17 protein-coding genes are annotated in these 23,523 nt (G+C 66.1%); 8 read left to right on the plus strand and 9 right to left on the minus strand.

Annotation, left to right across the window (positions count from 1 at the left end; all coding sequences use genetic code 11):
- Positions 1-7: 7 nt before the first annotated feature.
- The 6 genes from ACYCAX_RS06230 to ACYCAX_RS06255 all read right to left on the minus strand — a co-directional run bounded on the left by ACYCAX_RS06230 (position 8) and on the right by ACYCAX_RS06255 (position 6,266).
- A complete protein-coding gene (locus tag ACYCAX_RS06230) occupies positions 8-1,111 on the minus strand; it encodes an AI-2E family transporter (protein ID WP_294975992.1) in 1,104 nt (367 codons plus the stop codon).
- 22 nt (positions 1,112-1,133) lie between these two features.
- Positions 1,134-2,951 carry a monovalent cation:proton antiporter-2 (CPA2) family protein gene (locus tag ACYCAX_RS06235; protein WP_460247603.1) on the minus strand — a complete coding sequence of 606 codons (1,818 nt, stop codon included), beginning with the start codon at positions 2,949-2,951 and terminating at the stop codon, positions 1,134-1,136.
- A 245-nt stretch (positions 2,952-3,196) separates the two neighbouring features.
- On the minus strand, positions 3,197-3,949 hold the full coding sequence (locus ACYCAX_RS06240) for a hypothetical protein (RefSeq protein ID WP_294975986.1): 753 nt from the start codon (positions 3,947-3,949) through the stop codon (positions 3,197-3,199).
- Between the two features lie 156 nt (positions 3,950-4,105).
- The gene (locus ACYCAX_RS06245; protein ID WP_294975983.1) at positions 4,106-4,576 is read right to left on the minus strand and encodes an arsenate reductase ArsC; all 471 of its coding nucleotides are present in this window, start codon (positions 4,574-4,576) and stop codon (positions 4,106-4,108) included.
- A 28-nt stretch (positions 4,577-4,604) separates the two neighbouring features.
- Positions 4,605-5,888: an arsenic transporter gene (locus tag ACYCAX_RS06250; RefSeq protein WP_294975980.1), complete on the minus strand. Its 1,284-nt coding sequence runs from the start codon at positions 5,886-5,888 to the stop codon at positions 4,605-4,607.
- Between the two features lie 30 nt (positions 5,889-5,918).
- Complete coding sequence (locus tag ACYCAX_RS06255; RefSeq protein WP_015477136.1) at positions 5,919-6,266, minus strand: metalloregulator ArsR/SmtB family transcription factor; 348 nt, start codon at positions 6,264-6,266, stop codon at positions 5,919-5,921.
- Between the two features lie 425 nt (positions 6,267-6,691).
- Between ACYCAX_RS06255 and ACYCAX_RS06260 the strand changes: the two genes are divergently transcribed.
- Both ACYCAX_RS06260 and cfa read left to right on the plus strand, forming a co-directional pair.
- Positions 6,692-8,074, plus strand: coding sequence for a nitronate monooxygenase (locus ACYCAX_RS06260; protein ID WP_294975975.1), 1,383 nt, complete (start codon positions 6,692-6,694; stop codon positions 8,072-8,074).
- A 34-nt stretch (positions 8,075-8,108) separates the two neighbouring features.
- On the plus strand, positions 8,109-9,266 hold the full coding sequence (gene cfa, locus ACYCAX_RS06265) for a cyclopropane fatty acyl phospholipid synthase (RefSeq protein ID WP_460247604.1): 1,158 nt from the start codon (positions 8,109-8,111) through the stop codon (positions 9,264-9,266).
- Between the two features lie 56 nt (positions 9,267-9,322).
- Here cfa and ACYCAX_RS06270 read toward each other — a convergent pair whose 3' ends face one another.
- Positions 9,323-9,946, minus strand: a complete 624-nt coding sequence (locus ACYCAX_RS06270; RefSeq protein WP_294975971.1) for a TetR/AcrR family transcriptional regulator — start codon at positions 9,944-9,946, stop codon at positions 9,323-9,325.
- Between the two features lie 122 nt (positions 9,947-10,068).
- Between ACYCAX_RS06270 and ACYCAX_RS06275 the strand changes: the two genes are divergently transcribed.
- Together ACYCAX_RS06275 and ACYCAX_RS06280 are read left to right on the plus strand one after the other, a co-directional pair.
- Complete coding sequence (locus ACYCAX_RS06275) at positions 10,069-10,971, plus strand: crotonase/enoyl-CoA hydratase family protein (protein WP_015477140.1); 903 nt, start codon at positions 10,069-10,071, stop codon at positions 10,969-10,971.
- Between the two features lie 80 nt (positions 10,972-11,051).
- Positions 11,052-12,806, plus strand: a complete 1,755-nt coding sequence (locus ACYCAX_RS06280; RefSeq protein ID WP_460247605.1) for an AMP-binding protein — start codon at positions 11,052-11,054, stop codon at positions 12,804-12,806.
- Between the two features lie 99 nt (positions 12,807-12,905).
- Here ACYCAX_RS06280 and ACYCAX_RS06285 read toward each other — a convergent pair whose 3' ends face one another.
- Both ACYCAX_RS06285 and ACYCAX_RS06290 read right to left on the minus strand, forming a co-directional pair.
- A complete protein-coding gene (locus ACYCAX_RS06285) occupies positions 12,906-14,408 on the minus strand; it encodes an acyl-CoA synthetase (protein WP_460247606.1) in 1,503 nt (500 codons plus the stop codon).
- 296 nt (positions 14,409-14,704) lie between these two features.
- Entirely contained in the window at positions 14,705-16,351 is a 1,647-nt protein-coding gene (locus tag ACYCAX_RS06290) for an isovaleryl-CoA dehydrogenase (RefSeq protein ID WP_460247607.1), read from the minus strand.
- Between the two features lie 115 nt (positions 16,352-16,466).
- Between ACYCAX_RS06290 and ACYCAX_RS06295 the strand changes: the two genes are divergently transcribed.
- The 4 genes from ACYCAX_RS06295 (at position 16,467) to ACYCAX_RS06310 (ending at position 23,502) form a co-directional block, all read left to right on the plus strand.
- A complete protein-coding gene (locus ACYCAX_RS06295) occupies positions 16,467-17,288 on the plus strand; it encodes a PaaX family transcriptional regulator C-terminal domain-containing protein (protein ID WP_015477144.1) in 822 nt (273 codons plus the stop codon).
- A gap of 247 nt (positions 17,289-17,535) precedes the next feature.
- A complete protein-coding gene (locus ACYCAX_RS06300; RefSeq protein ID WP_294975949.1) occupies positions 17,536-19,434 on the plus strand; it encodes a DUF1302 domain-containing protein in 1,899 nt (632 codons plus the stop codon).
- Between the two features lie 16 nt (positions 19,435-19,450).
- Positions 19,451-20,821, plus strand: coding sequence for a DUF1329 domain-containing protein (locus ACYCAX_RS06305; protein ID WP_294975946.1), 1,371 nt, complete (start codon positions 19,451-19,453; stop codon positions 20,819-20,821).
- A gap of 149 nt (positions 20,822-20,970) precedes the next feature.
- Positions 20,971-23,502, plus strand: a complete 2,532-nt coding sequence (locus tag ACYCAX_RS06310; RefSeq protein ID WP_460247608.1) for a LuxR C-terminal-related transcriptional regulator — start codon at positions 20,971-20,973, stop codon at positions 23,500-23,502.
- Positions 23,503-23,523 lie beyond the last annotated feature (21 nt).

Genomic DNA, 23,523 nt, shown 5'->3' on the forward strand with positions numbered 1-23,523 from the left:
CCTTGGCTTATTCGGACGGCTTGGCAGGGCTGTCCATCTTCGGCACCTGCTGGTCGACCCACTGCCAGAACAGCTTGTAGGTCACCGCGAGGATCACCGGACCGATGAACAGGCCGATGATGCCCTTGACCACCATGCCGCCGAGGGCGCCGATCAGCACCACCGGCATTGGCACGTCGACGCCACGCCCCAGCAGCAGCGGCTTGAGCACGTTGTCGGCCAGGCCGGCGACGAAGATGTAGATGGCGAACGCGATGGTAGCAGCGCTGAAGCCCTCGGCGCTCAGCACATAGATGATCACCGGCAGGGTGACCAGGCTCGCCGGCGCCTGGGCGATGCCCAGCACCAGCACGACCAGGGCCAGGATTCCCGCGCCAGGCACACCCTTGACCACGAAGCCGAGGCCGATCAGCAGCATCTGGATGAAGGCGATGCCGATCACCCCCAGGGCGACCGCGCGGATGGTGGCCGTGCACAGCGCCGAGATGTGCTTGCCGCGCTCCTCGCCGGAAATCCGCATGGCGATGCGTTGCGCGGCGACGGTGCCTGTTTCACCGAAGGCCATGATGATGCCGGAGATGATGATCGCGCCGATGAACAGTACGAAGGCGCCACCGGCACTGGCGGCGGCGCCCAGCAGCATGCGCCCGGTGTCCTTGAGATTTGGCAGCAGGCCGCGCAGCACGTCGCTCAGGCTGGTGGATGCCGCCAGCCAGAAGTCATACAGGCGCGGGCCGATCAGCGGCCACTCGGCCACCGACCGCGAAGGCGCCGGCACGCTCCAGGTGCCGCTCTTGAGTACGACGGCGAGACTGTCGACGGACTCGCCGATGGAGGTCGCCAGCAGATAGATCGGCGCCAGCAGCACCAGCAGGACGACGAGCACGATCAGCGTCGCCGCGTGGCCGTCCTTCAACCCGGTGCGCGCCTTGACCCAGCGCAGCACGGGGTAGAGGGTGACCGCAAGGATCACCGACCAGAGCATCAGTTCCATGAACGGCTGGAACACCTGAAAGGCGAAGATCGCCAGCGTGGCGACCAGTCCCGCCTTGATGAGAACATCGAGCAGCCCCTGGGACAGGACGCTATCGAGTTTGAAACCTGGTTGCATGGTTTCCTCCGGATCGACGACTTCAGGTCGGACGATCATCGCGCCGCGTGGCGCTTTCCAAGGGTTGCTCCGGGGTGGGCGAGGTGACGCCGGCGACGATAACGCCGGCATCATCGAATCGGCCGCCCGTTTCGTCGTCGCGGCCTTGGCGATGCAACTCCAGCAGTGATTGCGCTTCCTGCTGCTGGTAGCGGCGTACCCAGGTCGTGGCCTGTTCTTCGCTCGCGCCCAGTTCGATGAAGGCGCGACGACCCATCTCCAGGCTGGAATGGAAAGTTTCGCGCACCGGGTTGGCGCCCCGGTCGAGCAACTGCAGCACCTGCTTGCGGTTGTGCGCCCTGGCGATCACCCGCGTTTGCGGGTAGAGGCGGGCGAGGGCGTCCACCGTGCCCAGGTTGATCTGCGGATCGTCAGTGGCGACGATCACCAGTTCGGCCTGGCCGACCTTGGCGGCGTGGAGGATTTCCGGGCGCGTCGGATCGCCATAGAAGACCGGCACGCGGCCTTCCTCGCCCTGGCGGCCCAGGGCGTCCATCGAGGTATCCAGGGCGACCACCGGCACGCCCTGGGCCTGCAGCAGATTGGCGATGACGTGGCCCATGCGACCCATGCCGGCGATCACCACCTTCGGCTCGTCACTCACCTCCGGTGGCCCATCCGGTACGGCGGCGGCCGCCGTGTCGCCACGCAACTGGCGCGCCAGCGCCATCATCACCAGCGGCACCACGGCCATCGACAGGGTGATGGCGAGCACCAGCACGTCGTGCATCCGCTGTTCCAGCAGGCGGTGCTCCAGCGCCAGCTTGAACACCACGAAGGCGAACTCGCCGCCGGACGCCAGCACCACGCCCAGGCAGGTCGCCTCCGCCCGGTTCAGGCCGCCGAAGAGACGGCCGATGCCATACAGCAGCGGCAGTTTGATGCCCACCAGCAACAGAGTGAGGCCCAGCACCAGCAGCGGTGCGCCGAACAGCAGGCGCAGGTCGGCGGTCATGCCCACGCCGACGAAGAACAGCCCCAGCAGCAGGCCCTTGAGCGGTTCGATCTGCGATTCCAGTTCGTGGCGGAACTGCGATTCGGCCATCAGCATACCGGCCAGGAAGGCGCCCAGCGCCATAGAGACGCCGACGTGCTCCATCACCCAGGCCGTGCCCAGGACCACCAGCAGGGCGGTGGCGGTGGAGAGCTCGCGCAGCCCGGAGCCAACCGCCCAGGTGAAGACCGGGCGCAGCAAGTAACGACCGCCGACGATCACCACGCCGATGCCAAGCGCGACCGTCAGCAGGGGCCGTACGCCTTCGCTGGTGGCGCTGCCACCGCCGCCCAGCAGCGGTACGATGGCGATCAGCGGAATGGCGGCGATGTCCTGGAACAGCAGGATGCCCACGGCCAGGCGACCGTGCGGTTTACCCAGCTCCTTGCGCTCAGCCAGAACTTGCAGGCCGAAGGCGGTGGACGACAACGCCAGGCCCACTCCCAGCACCAGGGCGGCGGCCGGTGACTGGCCGAACAGCAGGTACGCCAGCAGGCCGAGGACGACCGCGGTCAGCCCTACCTGGAGGGAACCGACGCCGAACAGCGAGCGGCGCATCATCCAGAGTCGACGCGGCGAGAGCTCCAGGCCGATGATGAAGAGCAGCATCACCACGCCCATTTCCGAAAGCCGGCCGACATTCTGCGGATTGCTGACCAGGCCGAGCAGCGAAGGGCCGATCAGGATGCCGGCCAGCAGATAGCCCGGTACCGCGCCGAGCTTCAGGCGTTGCGCCAGCGGCACCAGAATGACCACCGCCAGCAGGAAAATCACCGTGGCCTGCAGCAGGCTTCCGTCATGTGGCATTCGTCAGCCTCCTTGTAGCTCGTTCATCACTCGCTGCCCCGTATGCCGCAGGGCACGGATGCAGAATGAGTATGGGTGATCCCTGGCAACTTGCCGGCCGGCAAGCATAGGCGGTGAACGGCCTGTCTGGTAAGGAAAATCCAGTAGATTCAAAGAATTACGAGATGGTTGCGGGCGTCCGGAGGCGCACTCGGCAAGGCAAAATGGCAGCCGCGTCCGGCGCTGACCGGGGGAGCGCCGGGGACCTAGAGCTTCCAGATCGGGCCATAGGAGCCGAAGCAGGCATTGGAGAGCGCGTCGGCCCGGACCCCATGCGTTTCAACGGCACCCCATTCGTTGATTTCCAGGGTCAGCTGGGGCGTGAGTTCCTTCCCGCTCTTCAGGCGAACGCTGTCGAAAACCTGGATGCCGTTCCCGTGGTTGACCACACTGGTTTCCATCCAGGCGTCCGCTGTGCTCGCTTCATCCAGCCGCGCCAGCAGCGCGTTGTACAGGGGCAGGTAGCGGCCATCCGGGGCGTTGCAGTCGATGTTGATCTTCCTGACCATCGCCTCGGCCTTGGACGAGCTGAAATAGATTCTCTGTCCGAAATCGCGCTGCAGCCGCTCGACATAGCTCGAGCTTTCCACGGGGCTTTTCACCGGGGGGGTGGCTGCCGTGCTGCCCGGACGCAAGCCCGGCCTTTGGGAAAGGTCTTTCTGGCAGGTCTCCCTGTTCTTGTAGAACGCATGGGAAACCCGCTCGCCGGTGGCGGTGTAGATGGCCGAGGCGACCAGGATGTCGCCATTGCCCATGAGCCGCTCGGTCTTCTGCCCATAGTCTCCGGCGCTGCCCCAGACGCCGTCCGGCAGGCCGGACGGCCACTCGACGCAGGATGGCGGGGAGGTGTCTTCGCGCAGTTCGTAGACGCGGCTCTGCAGGAATCGTCCATTGTCTGCAAAGGCCAGGAGCGAGGTTGCCGACAGGCAGGAGGCAATGAGCAACTGAGTCCGATTCACGAAGCGTCTCCTTGTGGGCCACCTGGCCCGGAAGCCGATGGGCACCGCCATCATGATAGCCCGGCTCGCTTCGTGCGCTGTGTGAAGTTTCAGGCGGTTTTAGGCTGTTGTGGCCGGACGCCGGTTTTCCCGTGGAACTCGCTAGCCATCGGCCGCTCAGAGCGTGCCGATACGGTCCAGCTCACGCTTGAGCCCGTCGCGTCCGAGGCGCTCGAAGGGAACTGCGAAGAAAGCGCGGCAGCGCAGATCGATGTGGGCCAGCGTGGCGCGGAAGGCAGCATCGATAGAGGCCTCGTCGCCAACCGCCTCGGATGGGTCTTCCAGCCCCCAGTGGGCCTTCAGGGCCGGGCCGAAGTACGCCGGGCAGGCTTCGCCAGCGGCCTTGTCGCAGACAGTGATGACGATGTCCGGCGGGTTGTCTTCGAAGGCGTCGTTGCCTTTGCTGCTCAGGCCTTCGATGGAGATTCCGGCGTGCTGCAAGGTGTCGAGGCTGCGCGGCAGCACCTGGCCCCTGGGAAAGCTGCCGGCGCTCACCGCCTCGAAGCCTTCCGGCGCCAGGTGATTGAACAGCGCTTCGGAAAGGATGCTGCGACAACTGTTGGCCGTGCACATGAACAGGACTCGCATGGGGGCTCCTGCCGCTTCGGGGCGGACGTCAGAGGCTCAGGCGCAACGCCAGGGCCGAAAGGGTGATCAGCAGAACCGGAAGGGTGAGCAGGATGCCAACCTTGAAGTAGTAACCCCAGGTGACCCGCATGCCCTTGCGCTCCAGCACATGCAGCCAGAGCAGGGTTGCGAGGCTGCCAATGGGTGTGATCTTCGGGCCGAGGTCGCAGCCGATGACGTTGGCGTAGATCATCGCCTCGCGGATCAGGCCCTCGGCACCGCTCGCTTGAATCGACAGGGCGCCGATCAGCACGCTGGGCATGTTGTTCATCACCGAGGACAGCAGCGCCGAGAGCAGGCCGGTACCGATGGCGGCGCTCCACAGTCCCTGCCCGGCAAGACGGTCGAGCAGGTGAGTGAGGAAGTCCGTGAGGCCGGCGTTCTTCAGGCCGTACACCACCAGGTACATGCCAAGGGAGAAGATCACCACCTGCCAGGGCGCCTCGCGCAGTACGCGGCGGGTGGAGATGCGGTGACCGCGAGCGGCGACGGCGAAGAGGATCGCAGCGCAGGCGGCGGCCACGGCACTGACTGGAATGCCCAGCGGCTCCAGGGCGAACAGGCCGGCCAGCAATACCAGCAGCGTCCACCAGCCGACGATGAAGGTGGCGCGGTCGTGGATCGCCGCCTTCGGCTCCTTCAGCGCATCGGCTGCGTATTGCCTCGGGATGTCGCGGCGGAAGAACAGGAACAGCACCAGCAGGGTGGCCGCCACACTGGCGAGGTTCACCGGCACCATCACCGAGGCGTATTCGGCGAAGCCCAGGCCGAAGTAGTCGGCCGAGACGATGTTCACCAGGTTGGAGACCACCAGCGGCAGGCTGGCCGTGTCGGCGATGAAGCCGGCGGCCATGACGAAGGCCAGGGTCGCGGCGGGCGAGAAACGCAGGGCCAACAGCATGGACATGACGATGGGCGTGAGGATCAGCGCCGCGCCGTCATTGGCGAACAGTGCGGAAACGGCCGCGCCGAGCAGTACGCAGAAGGCGAACAGGCGGTAGCCGCTGCCCTTCGCCCAGCGCGCCACGTGCAGGGCCGCCCATTCGAAGAAGCCTGCCTCGTCCAGCAGCAGGCTGATGATGATGACGGCGATGAAGGTGGCGGTGGCGTTCCAGACAATGGCCCACACCGTGGGGATGTCGTGCAGCGACACCGCACCGGTCGCCAGGGCGATGATCGCGCCGGCAGCGGCGCTCCAGCCCACACCCAGGCCCCTGGGTTGCCAGATGACCAGGACGAGGGTGAAAACGAAGACGGCGACAGCGATCAGCATGGGAGACCTGCTCGAAGGGAGGGGGAGGAATCAGCAGCAGGCGGCGTCACGGACGGGGCGGCCGTCCATGTTCTGCAGGCGGAGGGTGTTGTCGGCCAGCCATTGCGCGTTGGCCTGCAGGGTGACCTGCAGCATCTCGTGCACCCAGGCGGGCAATTGCGGATTGAGGCGGTAGTAGACCCACTGGCCCTGGCGGCGATCCATCAGCAGTCCACTGCTGCGCAACTGGGCGAGGTGGCGGCTGATCTTCGGTTGGCTGTCATCGAGGGCGCACACCAGCTCGCAGACGCAGAGTTCGCCCAGGTTGGCGATCAGCAGGGTGGCGCGGGCGCGGGTCTCGTCGGCCAGGCTCTTGAAAACTTCGGGAGGGGTGATCACGGGCAGGTGCCTTCACATATGGATAATCAAATATACGGATATCCATATGTTTATGGCAAATCGCGAGCGCACGGCGACGGCTATCGGCTGTGCGCCAGAACTATCGGCAACCGGGGGCACGAAGGGGCATGCGTTCTGGGGCCTGGCCATTTGAGCGGCCCGGCCTGCAACAAACTAATAATAATGAATGCTGAATGAACTAATTTTTATATCAACGCGGCCAGGGGGCCGTGCGTGACCCTTTGCCGCATCCCTGCACAGGCAGAAGGAGCAAGGGCTGTAGCGGGGAGGGTAGTGAGTACTGAGGCGCTGATCCATTCATTTTAGTGAACTCATGCGCCATTAAATTTCATTTAAGTTCAGTTAAGCACCCGGCCTAGTATTGACCTGTCGCCGCTCTGCCATGCGGCTTCAGGAGTACCACCATGCCGCACGCCGCTCTGCAAACTCCCCTGGTCGAACTCCTGGGATGCCAGGTACCGATCATCTGCGCCGGCATGGGCGGCGTGGCCCGTCATGAACTGGCCGCCGCGGTCGGCAACGCGGGTGGCTTCGGCTGCCTGGGCATGGTTCGTGAGCCGGTTGCGCTGATTCGCCGCGAGGTCGCCGCCTACCGGGCGCTGAGCCAGCAGCCGTTCGCCGTGAACCTGATCCCGGCCGCGACCCCGGCGGACCTGTTCGACGCACAGCTGAGCACCTGCCTGGAGTTGCAGGTTCCTGCGGTGGCGTTGTTCTGGGATGTACAGGCGGACGTGATCCGCCGCCTCAAGGAGGCCGGCGTGCTGGTGCTGCACCAGGTGGGCAATCGCGCCGACGCCGAGGCTGCGCTGCGCGCCGGGGTCGACGTACTGATCGCCCAGGGCTTGGAGGCCGGCGGCCACGTGCGCGCCGAGATCTCGACCCTGGCACTGGTGCCGCAACTGGTGGCCCTGGGCGAAGTGCCGGTGGTGGCCTGCGGCGGAATCGCCAGCGGCGCCGCCGTGGTCGCCGCGCTGGCCCTGGGCGCCCAGGGCGTGGCCTGCGGATCGGCGTTTCTCGCCACCGACGAGTCCTATGCCCACACATACCACAAGCGCTGCCTGGTGGAGGCCGAGGCGGAGCAGACCCTGCTTACCGAAGCCTTCTTCCGCAACTGGCCGATGCCGGCGCCGGTGCGCGTGCTGTCCAACGCCGTCACCCGCGGCGACTACGCTGAGCTCCATGCGCGCCGTGAAACGCCGGTTATCGGCGAGCAGGACGGCGGCGCCATCTACCTGTTCTCTACCGATTCGCCGCTGCGCGATGCCAAGGGGCGCCTGGAGGATATGCCGATCTACGCCGGGCAGTCCTGCACCCAACTGCACGACATCCGCCCGGCCGCCGCGCGCCTCGCGCAACTGGTGGACGAAGCCGAAGCCTGCCTGGCCCGCCTGCATGCGCAGGGCCCGTGCGACGCCGACCTGATCGACTGGCTGCAGGAGCTGCTGCGCGCCGAGCGCGCCGGGGCCCGGGTGATGCAAGACAGTTCCCGGCAGACCGAAGACCCGCAGCTGTTGCGGCGTCTGCACGAATTGCACCTGGGCGAGGCGGAGAGCTGCCGCCGCCTGCGGCGCAGCCTGGAGCGCCTGGGCGCCGAGCCCGGCCACGAACTGGGCGCCTTCCACGCCAAGGCCATGAGTATCGACGACCTGGCCGAGCGCTTGCGGTTCATCGCCCGCGGCCAGCGCTGGGTGGCGCGGCGCCTCGCCGAACGCCTGCCGCACATCCGCCAGGCCTGGCTGCGCGAGGAACTGCGCGCGGTCCTGCGTCTGCACCGCGACGACGCCTGAGCGCAGACGGAAATTCAGAAAAAAAGGAAAACCCATGCCTTCCGAGCTCTCCACCACCAGCCCGATCCATCCGGCTGCAGACAGCCGCGCCCATCGTTTCGCCCGTTCGCTGCTCGCCCAGGCCGGTCTCGGCCTCGACGGCGAGCGTCCCTGGGACATGCGCCTGAACCATCCCGACGTGCCGCAGCGTGCCCTGGCCCAGGGCAACCTCGGCCTCGGCGAGGCCTACATGGCCGGCGACTGGGACAGCGACCAGCTCGACGAATTTTTCTCCCGCCTGCTGCGCAGCGGCGTGGTTGACCAGGTCAGCCCCACCTCGCTGATCCTGCACGCCTTGCAGGCGCGCCTGTGCAACCTGCAGACCACCCAGCGCGCCTGGGCGGTGGGCGAACGTCATTACGACCTGGGCAACGCCTTCTACGCCGCCATGCTCGATCCGCGCATGACCTACACCTGCGGCTACTGGAAGGATGCCGATGACCTGTCCGCCGCCCAGGAGGCCAAGCTCGACCTGGTCTGCCGCAAGCTCGACTTGCGTCCGGGGATGCGCGTGCTGGACATCGGTTGCGGCTGGGGCAGCTTCATGGCCTTCGCCGCCGAACGCTACGGCGTGGAGTGCGTCGGCGTGACCATCTCCCGCGAGCAGTGCGAGTGGGCGCGCGAGCGCTATGCCGGGCTGCCCCTGGAGTTCCGCCTGCAGGATTATCGGGACCTCGACGAGCGTTTCGAACGCATCGTCAGCATCGGCATGTTCGAGCACGTCGGGCGCAAGAACCACCGGACTTTCATGGAAGTCGTGTCGCGCTGCCTGGACGACGACGGCCTGTTCCTGCTGCACACCATCGGCAAGAACCAGCGCCGCAGCGTGCCTGACCGCTGGATCGACAAGTACATCTTCCCCAATGGCGACCTGCCTTCCATCGGCCAGATCGGCGACGCCGCCGACGGCCTGCTGGTGGTGGAGGATCTGCACAACTTCGGCGCCGACTACGACCGCACGCTGATGGCCTGGGCACGCAACTTCGAGGCGAGCTGGCCGCGCTTCGCCGAGGAACTGGGCGAACGCTTCCGGCGCATGTGGCGCTATTACCTGCTGTCCTGCGCCGGAGCCTTCCGCGCCCGCGACATCCAGTTGTGGCAGTGGGTGCTGTCCCGCCGTGGAGTGGCCGGCGGTTACCAGCGGGTCAGCTGAGCGGGATGCCCAGTGCGTCCCGCGGACGCTTCTCCTGCCCACAGGCCGAAGCCCCGTCAGTTGTCCTCCCGGAAGGGCGGGGCGTCGAGCAGCACGCGCACCGCCCACACCCATTGGGCGATGAGCTTTTCGTGGTATTCCCGATTGCTCGCCAGAACGCTCGAGAGCGCCATCCCGCGCAGAAACGCAATGCTCAGGGATTTGACGACCTCGTAGTTCGGGCTGTCCTGCACGGCCGCGAGGAGACTCTCCACGACGCGTTCGCGCTCCACCCGCGCCGCTCTCTCCGCGCCTCGGATGGCCGCCTGCAGATCGCTGTCCGTCCGCGACGCTCCCCAAAGTTCCAGCTCCGCCAGGAACGCCGGCTGCAGGCTCATCGTCGACAGGATGCGGATCGCCCGCTCCAGCGGATTCAAGATATCCCCCATCGTCAACTCGGCCTGGCGCACCGCTTCATCGTTGCGGCGAACCAGTTCCTCGATGGTGGCCGAGAGCAGGGCGGCATGCGTGGGGAAGTGGTGCAGCAGCGCGCCCCGGCTGGCGCCCGCTCGGCGCTGCACTTCCAGCGTCGTGGTGCTGGCGACACCCAGTTCGATCAGTGAGGACACCGCCGCGTCCAGCAGGCGCTGGCGGGTGGCGAGTTTTCTGGAGGGGGCGGTGGGGCTGGTGGCTGTCTGCATGCAGGGACATTTACTCGATGAATGATGGCTACAGTCAGCGTTGACTGTTTTGTTGTGCGCTCATACAGTCAATTTTGACTGTTTTCTCCCGATCAACCAAGACCATCTGCCTGGAGTTTGATATGCCCACCTTCGCCACCGTCTCCATCGAACAGGATCGCCAGTCGCCTCGCATTGCGCGCCTGCTGCTCAACCGCCCGGAACGGCTCAACGCAATCACCAACCAGACGCCCCGCGACATCCGCGCCGCCGTGGAGTGGGCGGAAGGCAACGATGAGGTGCATGTGATCATCGTCGAAGGCGCCGGCAAGGGGTTCTGCGGTGGTTACGACCTGGCGGAGTCCGCCGAGCAGATGCAGGATCACCCCTGCCAGCAGGAGAGCACCCCCTGGGACCCGATGGTCGATTACGCCTTCATGAAGCGCAACACGGAGGACTTCATGAGCCTCTGGCGCTGCAGCAAGCCGACCATCGCCAAGGTGCATGGCTATGCCGCGGCGGGCGGCAGCGACATCGCGCTGAGTTGCGACCTGCTGGTGATGGCCGAGGACGCCAGGATCGGCTATATGCCGACGCGCGTCTGGGGCTGCCCGACGACCGCCATGTGGACGTTCCGCCTGGGCTTCGCGCGGGCCAAGCAGCTGATGTTCACCGGCGATCCCATCGATGGGGTCACGGCCGCCGCCTGGGGGCTGGCCAACGAGGTGGTGCCGAAGGATGACCTGGAAGCCGCCACGATGAAGCTCGCCGAGCGGATTGCCGGCGTGCCCAAGTCGCACCTGGCCATGCACAAGATGGTGGTGAACCAGGTGATGCTGACGATGGGACTGGAGCAGACCCAGATGATGGCCACGGTGTTCGACGGCATCACTCGCCACAACCCGGAAGGTGTCTGGTTCCGCCGCTACGCCCAGGCCGAGGGTTTCAAGGCGGCGGTGCAGTGGCGTGACAGCGGTCGACCGATCCCGGAGCGGGAAGAGGCCCGTGAGTTGATCAAGGAGCTGGAAGCCCGGCTCCAGCGCTGACGCGATCAACCCATATGCGCCGCGCGGCGCCTGTTCCGGCCGCGCGGCGGTAGATTCCCTGCTGGCCCAAGGAGTACTCGATGTCGACTGCCACCTCCAACAGCTCCTGCATACAACATCGCATGGAGTCGACGACCACCCCCTTCGAACTGCTTGCCTGCACGGCGCGGCAGATGCCCACCCAGACCGCGCTGGAGTTCCTTCCCGGCGACCTTGCCGGTGCGCCGCTGACGATCAGCTACCAGCAACTGTTGCAGGACGTGCGGACGGTCGCGGCGGCGCTGAAGGCGACGGGAATTGGCGAAGACGAGTCCGTCGCCATTCTGCTGCCCTTCGTCCCCCAGGCCGTGTCCACGCTCATCGCCGCGAGCGCCGTGGCCGTGGCGTTTCCCGTCAACCTGCTGCTGTCGGCGGAGGCCATACGCTCGCAACTGACCCTCGCGCGTTGCCGTGTGGTCGTGACCCTGGGGCCGCACCCGGCCCTGGATGTGCATGCGCGTGTCCTGCGCGCGGTGGAGTCGATGGCGATTGCGCCCACGATCATTGAGGTGCCCCTGGCCTGGGACGCCTTCGTCGGCCATCCCGTCGCGGAATTTGAAGCAGTGGGCTCGTCTGACCGGATTGGCGCGCTGGTGCATACCGGCGGCACCACCGGGCATCCCAAGCTGGCCCGGCTCTCGCTGCGCAATATGGCCGCGGCGGCGCTGATGGCGAGCGCCGGCCTGGGTATCCAGCCGTCCGAACGCTTGCTCAGCGGACTGCCGCTGTTCCATGTGGGCGGCGCCATCGATGCCCTCATGGCGGCATTGGCGGTGGGCGCGACGGTCGTCTTCCCCACGGCCCTGGGCATGCGGAACCCCGAGGTGGTGCAGCGGATCTGGGAGGTGATCGCCCGCTACAGGATCACCTTGCTGGGCGCCGTTCCGACCTCCCTTGCGGCCATCCGGGACAGTCCGCTCGGGGTGTCGGACCTCAGCGGGTTCCGGGCGATCATGACCGGCGGCTCCCCCTTGTCGGAAGACCTCTCCCAGACGATGCAGGCCTGGCTAGGCAAACCCATCTTCCAGCTCTACGGGATGACCGAGTCCAGCGGGATCGCGACCGCGCAACTGATCGGCGACCGGCGTGCCGCGCACGCGGCGGGCGCTCCGGTCCCGGGCGTCGAGATCAGCCTGGGCGAACCCGGTGCGGCGTACCGGCCAGGCGCTAAGGGTGAAGTCCTGGTTCGGGGGCCGAACGTCTTCCACGGCTACCTGACCGATCAAGGCATCACCGACGACCCGCAAGGAGGCTGGTTCGCCTCCGGCGATCTGGGCGAGGTCGCGGTGAATGGCGAGCTGAGGATCGTCGGCCGCTCCAAGGACGTGATCATCCGGAGCGGGCACAACATCGATCCCCAGGTCATCGAAGACGTCGCGCTGCAGTACCTGTCCGTGGGCCAGGCGGCAGCGGTGGCGATGCCCGACGACTATGCCGGCGAAGTCCCCGTGCTCTTCGTGGCCGCCCGCACCGGTACGACCGTCCGGCCCGAGGAGCTTTCCGACTTCGTGACGCAGCACATCGCCGAGCCGCCGGCACGGCCCAAGCACGTCTTCGTGCTCGATGAGCTCCCGCTGACCCCGTTCGGCAAGGTCGCGCGCTTCCGCCTGCGCCAGCTGGCGGTTGAATACAAGGTCAGGGATCTGCTGGGAGAGGTTTTCGACGCCCTGTCGGTGACCTGCAACGACCCGACGGCCAAGCGCGTGGCCATCGGGTCGGAGCAGCGCCTGACGGCCTCCCAGAGGCGGGACATCGACCGTATCCTGAGGCGTCTGGATCTGCTGGTGGAGGGATAGCGGGCGTACAGGGGGCGGGGCAGCGATCGTCGCTGCTCCCCCTCGGGTGTGGAGTGCGGGCTCGGCGGGAAGGCCGTGTCCGAGCCCGCTGGCGGACTACTACGCAAGCAACGCGCGCTTGAGCACTTTGCCAACCGCGCTGCGTGGCAGCGCCTCGATGAAGCGAACCTCTTTCACGCACTTGAAGCCGGCGAGTTTTTCGCGACACACCTGCATCACCGCATCGGCGGTCAGTCCGGCGCCCGCCTCGGCGACGACGAACGCCACGGGAACCTCGCCCCAGCGCTCGTCGGGACGGCCCACCACCGCCACCTCCGCGATACCGGGCAGGCCCAGGATCACCGCTTCCAGCTCGGCTGGATAGATGTTCTCCCCGCCGCTGATGATCATGTCCTTGCAGCGATCCACCACGTGGATGAACCCGTCGTCGTCCAGGTAGCCGACGTCGCCGGTGCGATACCATCCGTCACGCAATGCGCTACGGGTGGCGCCGGGATTCCCCCAGTAGCCATCGAACATCATGGGCCCACGGCAGCAGATTTCACCCTTCTGGCCGGGCGCCAGGGCGTCGAAGGTTTCGATATCGACCACCTTCACCTCGCCGCCGAGCAGCGCCTTGCCCTGGGAGCCCGCCTTATCCAGGCCCATCTCTGCGGTCCAGAAGCTGATGGCGCCGCCGAACTCGGTCGATCCGTAGACCTGCTGGACCGCTATGCCGGCGGCCATGCCGGCTTCGATCAGCGGCCTGGGTACGGCGGACGCGCCGCAGGTCACCCATTGCAGGCTGCTGCTGTCCACCTGTGTCTTTTGCGCCACGCCAAGGAGGGCCTGAAGCATGACCGGCACGGTCATCAGGCTGGTGACGCGCTCCTGCGCGATCGTCCGCCAGACCTGGAGAGGCTCGAAGTCAGGCTGCAGGATCGTCGTGCAACCCTTGAGCACATTGGTCACCAGGGGCGACAGGCCGCCAATGTGGAACATCGGCGCAATCAGCAGGAAGCGATGGTCCTGCCTCCAGTCCAGGGTACAGACGTTGGCCTGGGAACTCGCCATCATCGCCTTGTGCGAAATCATCGCGCCCTTCGGATGCCCGGTGGTTCCCGAGGTGTACATGATCACCGCCGGGTGCTCGCCGCCGTGGCTGCCGAGGAGGGGGGAGACGTCCCGGGGCATGCCGACGATGCTTTCGTACGGCGCAACCGAGTCGTGCGGCCCGGAGCCGATCAGGAGGAGTCGAGGTCGCGATACCGCCAGTTGCCCGACGGTCTGGGCAAAGTCGTCCTCATAGACCAGGACGGTCGGGGTGCAGTCGGACAGTATGTACTCCAGCTCCTCGACCTTGAGGCGCCAGTTCAGGACAACCAGCGTGGCACCCAGGCGCCCGGCAGCGAAGAGCGTGCTGCCCAGCATCTCACTGTTCCGGGCGAGCACGGCGATGCGATCACCCTGGGTCACGCCCCGGCTATCCAGGTAACTCGCCAGCCTGCCGACTCGCTGATCGAGTTGCTTGTACGTCCATCGCCCGGTGGGTGTGACGAGCGCTTCTCGCGAAGGGCTCAGTACGGCTCGCTGCGAAAGCAGTTGACCCAGATGCACGCTCATGGTTGTTCTCCTTGTTCGCTTTGCTTCAGACCTGGTGCCCGGCGGGATGCATTCGAACTGCAGCACGCAACGGATGAGCCGCGAAGACACCGGGAGGGGATGGGGACGTGAACGAAGTCATCGTTCACAAATTACATTTTATGTATTTATTTGATTTGTTTTGTAATTTTTAAAGGCGCAATAGACGGGACGTAGCGGGTACACAGGGGGGAGATTTCCCCCCTGTGTACCCGCTCGAACTGCCCAGGATCGACCTGGCTACGCCTGGAAGCCTGTCGGCCAGGCGGGTTCGCCCATCACACGGCAGGTTTTGCCCGGGCAATGAGCAGATCCAGCGGGGCGCTGGGGTCGAGCGTGCCGTAGGCAAAACCCTGCTCCCGCGCCAGACGGGAGCGGCAGAAGGTTTCCGCGATCTGCGGATCGCCGGTGTTGAGCAGAAGCGCGGCCTGGATTGCCAGGGCGGCGCGTTCGACCACCAGGCGGCTGCGGACCTCCAGGGTGGCCACGTCTTCGAACGCGTGCTTGAGCCAGGCCACATGCTGGTCGTAGAGAGCATTCTTGCCCAGCGCGCCTTGCAGTTCGACGAACAGCGCGTGGCGTACCTCTGGCTCTTTCTGCAGCGCGCGCAAGACATCGAGGCACTGCACGTTGCCGCTTCCCTCCCAGATGGAGTTCAGCGGGGCCTGGCGGTACAGGCGGGGCAGGATGTTCTCTTCCACGAAGCCAATGCCACCCAGGCACTCCTGGGCCTCGTTGACGTATGCCGGGGTTCGTTTGCAGATCCAGTACTTGCCGATGGCCGTGGCGATGCGGGCGAAGGCTGCCTCATGGCTATCACGCCCCGCGGCATCCACCGCGCGTGCAACGCGCAGGGTCAGCGCAACGCTGGCTTCGCATTCGAGCGCGAGGTCGGCCAGCACGTTACGCATCAGCGGCTGCTCGATCAGCACGCGGCCGAACGCCTCGCGGTTGCTGGTGTGGTGAAGGGCCTGGACGAGCGCCTGGCGCATCAGGGCGGTGGAGCCGATCATGCAATCCAGACGGGTCAGCGAGACCATCTCGATGATCGCCGGGACGCCACGGCCTTCCACACCGATCAGGTGCGCGGTGGCACCCTGGAACTCCACCTCGGACGAGGCGTTGCTCCAGTCACCCAGCTTGTCCTTCAGGCGCTGGATGCGGACGTCGTTCAGCGAGCCATCGGGCAGCACGCGCGGCAGCAGGAAGCAGCTCAGGCCACCCTCCGCCTGGGCGAGGATCAGGTGGGCGTCGCACAGCGGGGCGGAGAAGAAGAATTTGTGACCAACGATCCTGTAGCTGCCATCGGCCTGGGCAATGGCGCGGGTGGTGTTCCGGCGCACGTCGGAGCCTCCCTGCTTCTCGGTCATGCCCATGCCGATGGTCAGCGCGGTTTTCTGGTTCGCCGGCAGTGTTCTCGGGTCGTATTCGGTAGCCAGGATGCGCGGGATCCACTCCTTCGCGATTTCAGGAGAGTGCATCAGCGACGGGATGCAGGCGTGGGTCATGGTGAGCGGGCAGCACGTACCGGCATCCGCCTGGCTACACATGTAGAGCAGCGCAGCGCGGACCACGTGGGCGCCTGCTTGCTCCTTGTGGCGCCAGGAGAAGCTGTGCACCTGGCCGCGCATGGCCTGGCGCATCAGCTCATGGTAAGCGGGGTGAAACTCCACGTGGTCGATGCGGCGGCCATAGCGATCGAAGGGGTGAAGCACCGGCTTGTTGCGGTTGGCCTGCTCGCCGGCCTCCATCTGCTCGCGGCCGGCAACCTGGCCAAAATCGGAGAGGTGCTTTTCCGCCCAGATCCCGCCGTTCTTCTCGACGGCCTCCTGTAGTGGTTTATCGCTCAGCCAGGCGTTGAGCGGCGCCATCGGCAGTGGTTGGTTCTCTACCTCGTGGGTCTTAAACTGGACATCGGCAGACATGGCGCATCTCCATTGGGGTTGTGGCGACAAATTACACATGAAGTGATTATTTGGTCAATGAATGTAATATTCATTGGGCCGCCAGATGTTGCTTTCCGCTTATCGAGGCTCTCTCTTGCTTGATCTGATTCCTGATTCCGCCGCCGAGCAGGCCGCGCCCACACCTCGGCAACTGCTACTTAAACTTCTTGGCAGCGGGAAGGACGAGGAACTGGATGCCGCCAGTGCCGTGCGGGCTGGCGCGCTGTTCGGCATCTCGGCGAACAACACCCGCGTTGCCCTGGCGAGACTCCAGGCCGCGGGCCTGATCGAAACGGTGGCGCGGGGCGCCTACCGCCTGGGGGCCGATGGCCAGGCGCTGGCCCAGGAAGTCAGCGCATGGCGAAACGCCGAGCAGAGCCTGCGCAACTGGGACGGCGGCTGGGTGACCGTCTCGACTTCCGCGCAGGGCCGCAGCGACCGCAAGGAGCTGCGCGCGCGCCAACGGGCACTGGCGTTCCTGGGGATGCGCGAACTGGAAGAGGGCCTCCATGTGCGCCCGGACAATTTCGCCGACGGCGTGCCCTTCGTTCGCGCGCGCCTGTTGAGCCTCGGCCTGGAGGCACAGGTTCCCGTGTTCCTCGTCACGCACCTCGATGCCGAACGCGAAGCGAAGGCCAGGGGGCTCTGGGATTCCCAGCAGTTGGAGCACACCTATCGGGACGGTCAGCGGCGGATCGAGGACTCCCTCGCGCGCCTGCGGGACATGCCGCTGGACGATGCGGCCCGTGAAGCCTACCTCCTGGGTGACCAGGCGATACGCCAATTGGTGTTCGACCCCCTGTTGCCGGCCCCCCTGGTCAGCGTGGCGAGCCGCCAGACCTTCCGGGAGGCGGTCAAGCACTACGATGGCGTAGGCCGCCAGATCTGGCGCGACTTTCTCGCCTCGGCTGCCTGACGGGCGGGTGCGGTAGCGGTGAAGCCGTTCGTCGCCGGCTGTCGGCGAGCGATGCCATGCCCAGGGGCAGGGCCAGGCCGTCGCGGCCGCCTGGCCGGGCTTGCCGTACCGATTTCCGTCCTCCCGTTCGAGGTCCCGCGCCGCACTCATACCAAAGTATGAGTCCTGGAATCCCTACTTCGTCGCTTACGTGGATTCCGTGCACTGATTAGCTTTCCCGGGCCAATACCAACCACGGGAAAGCCGCATGACAACAAAAACAGCGCGCGCTGGATCATTCAGCCCCAATGCCCTTGCACTCGCCATTGCAATGAGCTGCGCCGCCCAGGCGCAGGCAGTGACCTTTACGATCGGGGAGATCGAGGGGACGTTCGACTCGTCGCTATCGGTGGGGGCCAGTTGGGCGCTTCGCGGGGGTGACCCGGACCTGATCGGGGTCAACAATGGCGGCAAGGGGCTGTCGCAGACCACCGACGATGGCCACCTGAACTTCAAGAAGGGCGAAACCTTCTCGAAGATCTTCAAGGGCATTCACGACCTTGAACTGAAGTACGAAGACACCGGCGTGTTTCTGCGCGGCAAGTACTGGTACGACTTCGAACTCAAGGACGAAAGCCGGCTGTTCAAGGACATCGACGACAGCGGCCGCAAGGAGGGCGCGAAGTCCTCGGGGGCGCAGCTGCTGGATGCCTTCGTCTATCACAACTACACCATCGCCAATCAGCCGGGCTCGGTGCGCCTGGGCAAGCAGGTGGTGAGCTGGGGTGAAAGCACCTTCATCCTGAACAGCATCAACTCGGTCAACCCGATCGACGTTGCGGCGTTCCGCCGGCCAGGCGCCGAGATCAAGGAAGGCCTGATCCCGGTGAACATGTTCTACGTGTCGCAGAGCCTGACCGACAGCCTGTCCGCGGAAGCCTTCTACCAGTTGGAGTGGGACCAGACGGTCGTCGACAACTGCGGCACCTTCTTCTCCCAGGTGGACGTGGTGGCCGATGGTTGCAGCAACAACCTGCGCCTGCTGACCAACAATCTGGCCGCCGGCAATGCCATCAACGCCGCGCTGCCGGGCACGACGCTGGACATCGACCAGAACGGCGAGGGCACCCGGGTGCGCCGTGGCCCGGATCGCGATGCCCGCGACGGCGGCCAGTGGGGCATGGCGCTGCGCTACATGTTCGACCCGCTGAATACCGAGTTCGGCGCCTACTTCATCAACTACCACAGCCGCGCGCCGTTCCTCAGCCTCACGGCGCCGGGGCAGGGCGTCTACAGCGTCGCCTCCCGGACCGGCGCCGCCGCGCCCCTGGTCGTGGCGGGCAACTCCAGCTACTTCATGGAGTACCCGGAGGACATCCGGCTGTACGGTCTGAGTTTCTCCACGACCCTGCCCACGGGCACGGCCTGGAGCGGCGAGGTGAGCTACCGGCCGAATGCGCCGGTGCAGCTCAATACCACCGACCTGCTGTTCTCCGGAGTGGGGCCGCTGGCGGGGCTCAACCCGACGGCCTACGCGGCGTTCGGCAACGCCTCCGTGCTCCAGACGACCCCCGGCAACGACCTGCATGGCTATCGTCGCAAGGAGATCACCCAGTTCCAGACCACCCTGACGCATTTCTTCGACCAGGTGATGGGTGCGGAACGCCTGACGCTGGTGGGCGAACTCGGGGTCGTGCACGTCGGCGGGCTGGAGTCCACCCGCGAGGCTCGCTACGGCCGCGACCCGGTATACGGTCCGGGCCCGCTGCCCGCCACCGGCCCGGTCAATACCTGCCGCGCGCTCAACCAGACGACGATCGCCGGGGCGGTGGGCAACAACGACTACACCAACCTGACCAGCAACTGCGTCGACGATGGCTACGTCACCGCCACCTCCTGGGGTTATCGCGCCCGTGCGATCTGGGACTACAACAGCGTCTTCGCCGGCGTGAACCTGCGGCCGAACATCAGTTGGTCCCACGACGTGGACGGCTACGGCCCCAACGGCCTGTTCAACGAAGGCAGCAAGGCCGTCAGCGTTGGTCTGGATGCGGACTACGCCAACACCTACACCACCAGCCTTTCCTACACGGACTTCTTCGGCGGCGACTTCAACACGTCGGTCGACCGGGACTTCGTCGCACTCAGCTTTGGCGTGAACTTCTGACGCAGAGGACTATGCAATGCTTACTCAACGACTCCTGATGACTTCCAGCGCCCTGGCGCTGTCGCTGCTGGCCGGCAGCGTAATGGCCGCGGTTCCCGCCGCGGAAGTGGCCCAACTGGGCGACAAGCTGACGCCGATGGGCGCGGAGAAGGCCGGCAACGCCGATGGCAGCATCCCGGCCTGGACCGGCGGCCTGCCGACGAACGCCGGCGCGGTCGATGGCAAGGGCTTCCTGGCGGATCCGTTCGCCAGCGAGAAGCCGCTGTTCACCATCACCGCGGCCAATGCCCAGCAGTACAAGGACAAGCTGACCGAAGGCCAGATGGCGCTGTTCAAGCGCTACCCCGACACCTACAAGATCCCGGTGTACCCGTCCCACCGTACGGCGGCGCTGCCGGACGACATCTACGCGGCGATCCGGACCAGCGCGCAGCGCACGGAACTGGTGGGCAATGGCAACGGCCTGCAGAACTTCGATAGCCACTACTATGCGTTCCCGGTCCCGAAGACCGGCGTGGAACTGGTCTGGAACCATGAGACGCGTTACCGCGGCGGTAACATCCACCGTTACATCACCCGCGTGCAGCCGCAGGTGGACGGTTCGTTCTCGATGGTGCACTTCGAGGACGAGGTTTCCTACCCGGCCAATCTTCCCGACCTCGACAAGAGCAAGGGCGACAACGTCCTCTTCTACTTCATCCAGCGCGTGACGGCGCCCGCGCGCCTGGCGGGCAACGTGCTGCTGGTCCACGAAACCATCGACCAGGTGAAGGAGCCACGCCAGGCCTGGCTCTACAACGCAGGGCAGCGCCGCGTGCGGCGGGCTCCGCAGGTGGCCTACGACGGCCCGGCGACCGCGGCCGATGGTCTTGCGACCTCCGACAATTACGATATGTACAACGGCTCGCCGGATCGCTACGAATGGAAGCTGGTCGGCAAGAAGGAGCTGTACATCCCCTACAACAGCTACAAGCTCGATTCGCCCTCGCTGAAGTACGAGGACATCATCAAGCCCGGTCACATCAACCAGGACCTGACGCGCTACGAGCTGCACCGCGTGTGGGAAGTGGTGGGCACGCTCAGGAGCGGCGAACGGCACATCTATGCCAAGCGCCACATGTACTTCGACGAGGACACCTGGCAGTTGGCGGAAGTCGACCACTACGACGGTCGCGGCCAGCTCTGGCGCGTGGGCGAAGGGCACGCGCAGCAGTACTACAACCACAAGGTGCCGGGCTACACCGCCGAAACCCTGTACGACCTCATCTCCGGCCGATACTCGGTCGTGGGGCTGAAGAACGAGGAAAAGCAGAGCATCGTGTTCGGGGCGAAAGCCATCGCGGCGGACTACACCCCGGCGGCGCTGCGCCAGACAGGAGTGCGTTGACGCCTGAGATTTTCATTGGCAACTCCTGACCTTGGGCGGCCGATTGGCCGCCCCTTTTTGATCCCGGCCTCCGGTAATTCGGGTGCAATTTGGGGGGGCTGACCGTACCATTGATTCCTTTGCAGTCCCGGAATCCAATGAGTAGTGCCATGTCCACGGCGAAACGATACAGCGGCCCGAGCCGAACACCTGCGTTGCCTTCGGGGTTCCTGCCACGCCCACGCCTGAGTCATGCCCTGCTCGCCACCACCTGTCGCCTGCGCCTGATCTGGGCTCCTGCCGGCAGCGGAAAGAGCGTCCTGCTGCGCGAATGCGCGCAGGCCTGTCCGGTGGGCACTCGCCTGCACTGGCTGGACCTCAACGGACGCGCCATCGACGGACCTTCGCTGCTGCGCATGCTGGCCTCGGCTCTCGGCCTGCAAGACAGCGACGAGCGTGCGGTCCAGGCTTTCCTGGCGCATCAGGACAGCCCGTTGTGGATCATGCTCGACGATCTCCCGCGCGCGCCCGACGAAACCCTCGACCCACTGCTCGACCGCCTGATGCAGGCCTGCTCGCCGAATGTCCACTGGTGGGTCGCCAGCCGCCGTCGTCCGGCCTGCAAGCTGGAGCGCCTGCTGCTCGAAGGGGACCTCTTCGAGATCGGCCCCGGCGATCTGGCGATGACGTCTTCCGAGCTGGACGAGCTGCTCCGCAACCTCTACGGCGACGCGCCCGCCGCCACCGCGGAGGCGCTGATGGCGCAGACCGGCGGATGGTTCGCCGGCGTCCGCCTGCGCCTGTACGGCCGCGAGCTGGCGCAATCGGACGCGCAGCAGGGCAACGCCCTGGTGCGCCGTTATCTCGAACGCGAGGTACTGGCGGAGCTCCCCGGGGAACTGCGCGATGCGTTGCACAGGCTGTCCTGCCTGCGGGAGTTCGATGCCTCGTTGTGCGAGCACCTGCTCGGTGTCGGCGAGGGTGCGCAACTGCTCGACCGCCTGGTGGCAGCGGGCGTGTTCATCGAGACCCTGGATGGCGATGCGGGACTGTTTCGCGTCCAGCCGGCGGTGGCCTCGCTGCTGGCCGCCGATGTCTCGGAGCGCATCAAGCGCAGCCTGTTTCGCCATGCCTGCCAGTGGGCCGCGGGACGGGGACAGGTTCGCCAGGCCATCGACTACGCGCTCCTGGCGGACCAGCCGGACGTGGCCGCCAACCTGCTGCAGCATTTCAGCAAGGACCGCCTGCTGCAGGGCAGCCAGATGGCCCGGATGCTGCAGTGGCGCAACGAACTGCCGGCCGAGCTGCTCGCCAGCACGCCGCGCCTGCTGATCCTCAACGCCTGGGCCCTGATCATCTGTGGCCGGCTGGAGGAAGGCGAGCTGTGCATTGCACAACTGCAACGCTTTCTGCCGCAGCCCAGCGCACAGCGCCAGCGCGAGCTGCTGGGGCAGTGCCAGGCGCTGCTCGGCAAGCTGGAATACCACCGGGGCCGGGTGGACGCGCCGCACCTGGTCGAAGCCCTCGAGCACCTCCCGGAGTCCGCCTGGGCGCAGCAGGTGCTCCTGCTGTCCGCGCTGATCGAGCTGGAACTGGTCGACGGCCGGATCGACAAGGCCCGCGAGCTTCATCGCGATGCCATCAAGCTGGCGCGCCGGCACGGCAGCCGGGTGCTGGAAGCGTTGCTCCTGCTGCAGCAGGTGCAGTTCATGGAAATGTGCGGCGAGCTCCAGGATGCGCTCCGGCTGGTCGAGCGGCTGCACCAGGAACTCCAGGCGGAATGGAAGGGCGAGGCCAATCCCTTGCGGGGCCGGACACGGCTGCGCCTGGCGGTGATCCTCATGCGCCTGGGACACTACGAGAGCGCGCGCGAACATTACGAGGCAGGACTGCAGGAATGCCTGGAGTGCGAGGATCCCGCCGCCTGCTGGGGCTACATCGGGTTGGCCGAACTGGATGCGATGGGCAATTCGCTGACGCAGGCGCAGCTACGCCTGGCCGACGCCGAGCGCCTGCTACAGTTCCGCAACATCACTGAACCGCTGTACCAGGGCCTGCTCCTGTTGGGCTACGCCCGCCTGTGGATCCAGGAAGGGCAGTTCGAGCGGGCGCGCAGTTCGCTGGAGAGCTGCCTGATGCAGTACACCGGCCCCGAGCGGCACCGGCCGCCCTATGGCAATCCCGAACTGGTGCAACGCCTGCAACTGGCGCTGGCGCTGGCTCGCCTGGCGGCGGGCGAGGACATGATCCCGGCGTTCGAGGAGATGCTGCAGGAAGCCCTGGACGAGGGCCGGCGCGCGCTCGCCGTGGAGCTCTGGTTCGGCCTTGCCGAGGCCTGCTACGCGAAGGGCCAGAAAAGCACGGCGCAGCGTGCGCTGCTCGATGCCATGACGCTCTCGCGGCAGATCGGCATGGCCAGCGCGGAGCACGGCTGCAGCCTTCGGAATCCCGGCCTGATCCGCTGGGGACGGGAAACCCTGAGCGCGGACGCCCGGCAGTCCGCCGCGGTGCTGCTCAGCCGGCGGGAGCTGGCCGTGCTGAAGATGATCGCCCAGGGGCTGTCCAACCATGAGATCGCCGAGCAGTTGTTCATCTCGCTGCACACCGTCAAGAGCCATGCGCAGAGCATCAACACGAAGTTGGGCGTGGCGCGCCGTACCCAGGCCATCCTGCGCGCCAAGGAACTGGGGCTGGTGAAGTAACCACCCGCAAGGCGATTGAGC

This window comes from Pseudomonas sp. MT3 (assembly GCF_054720805.1).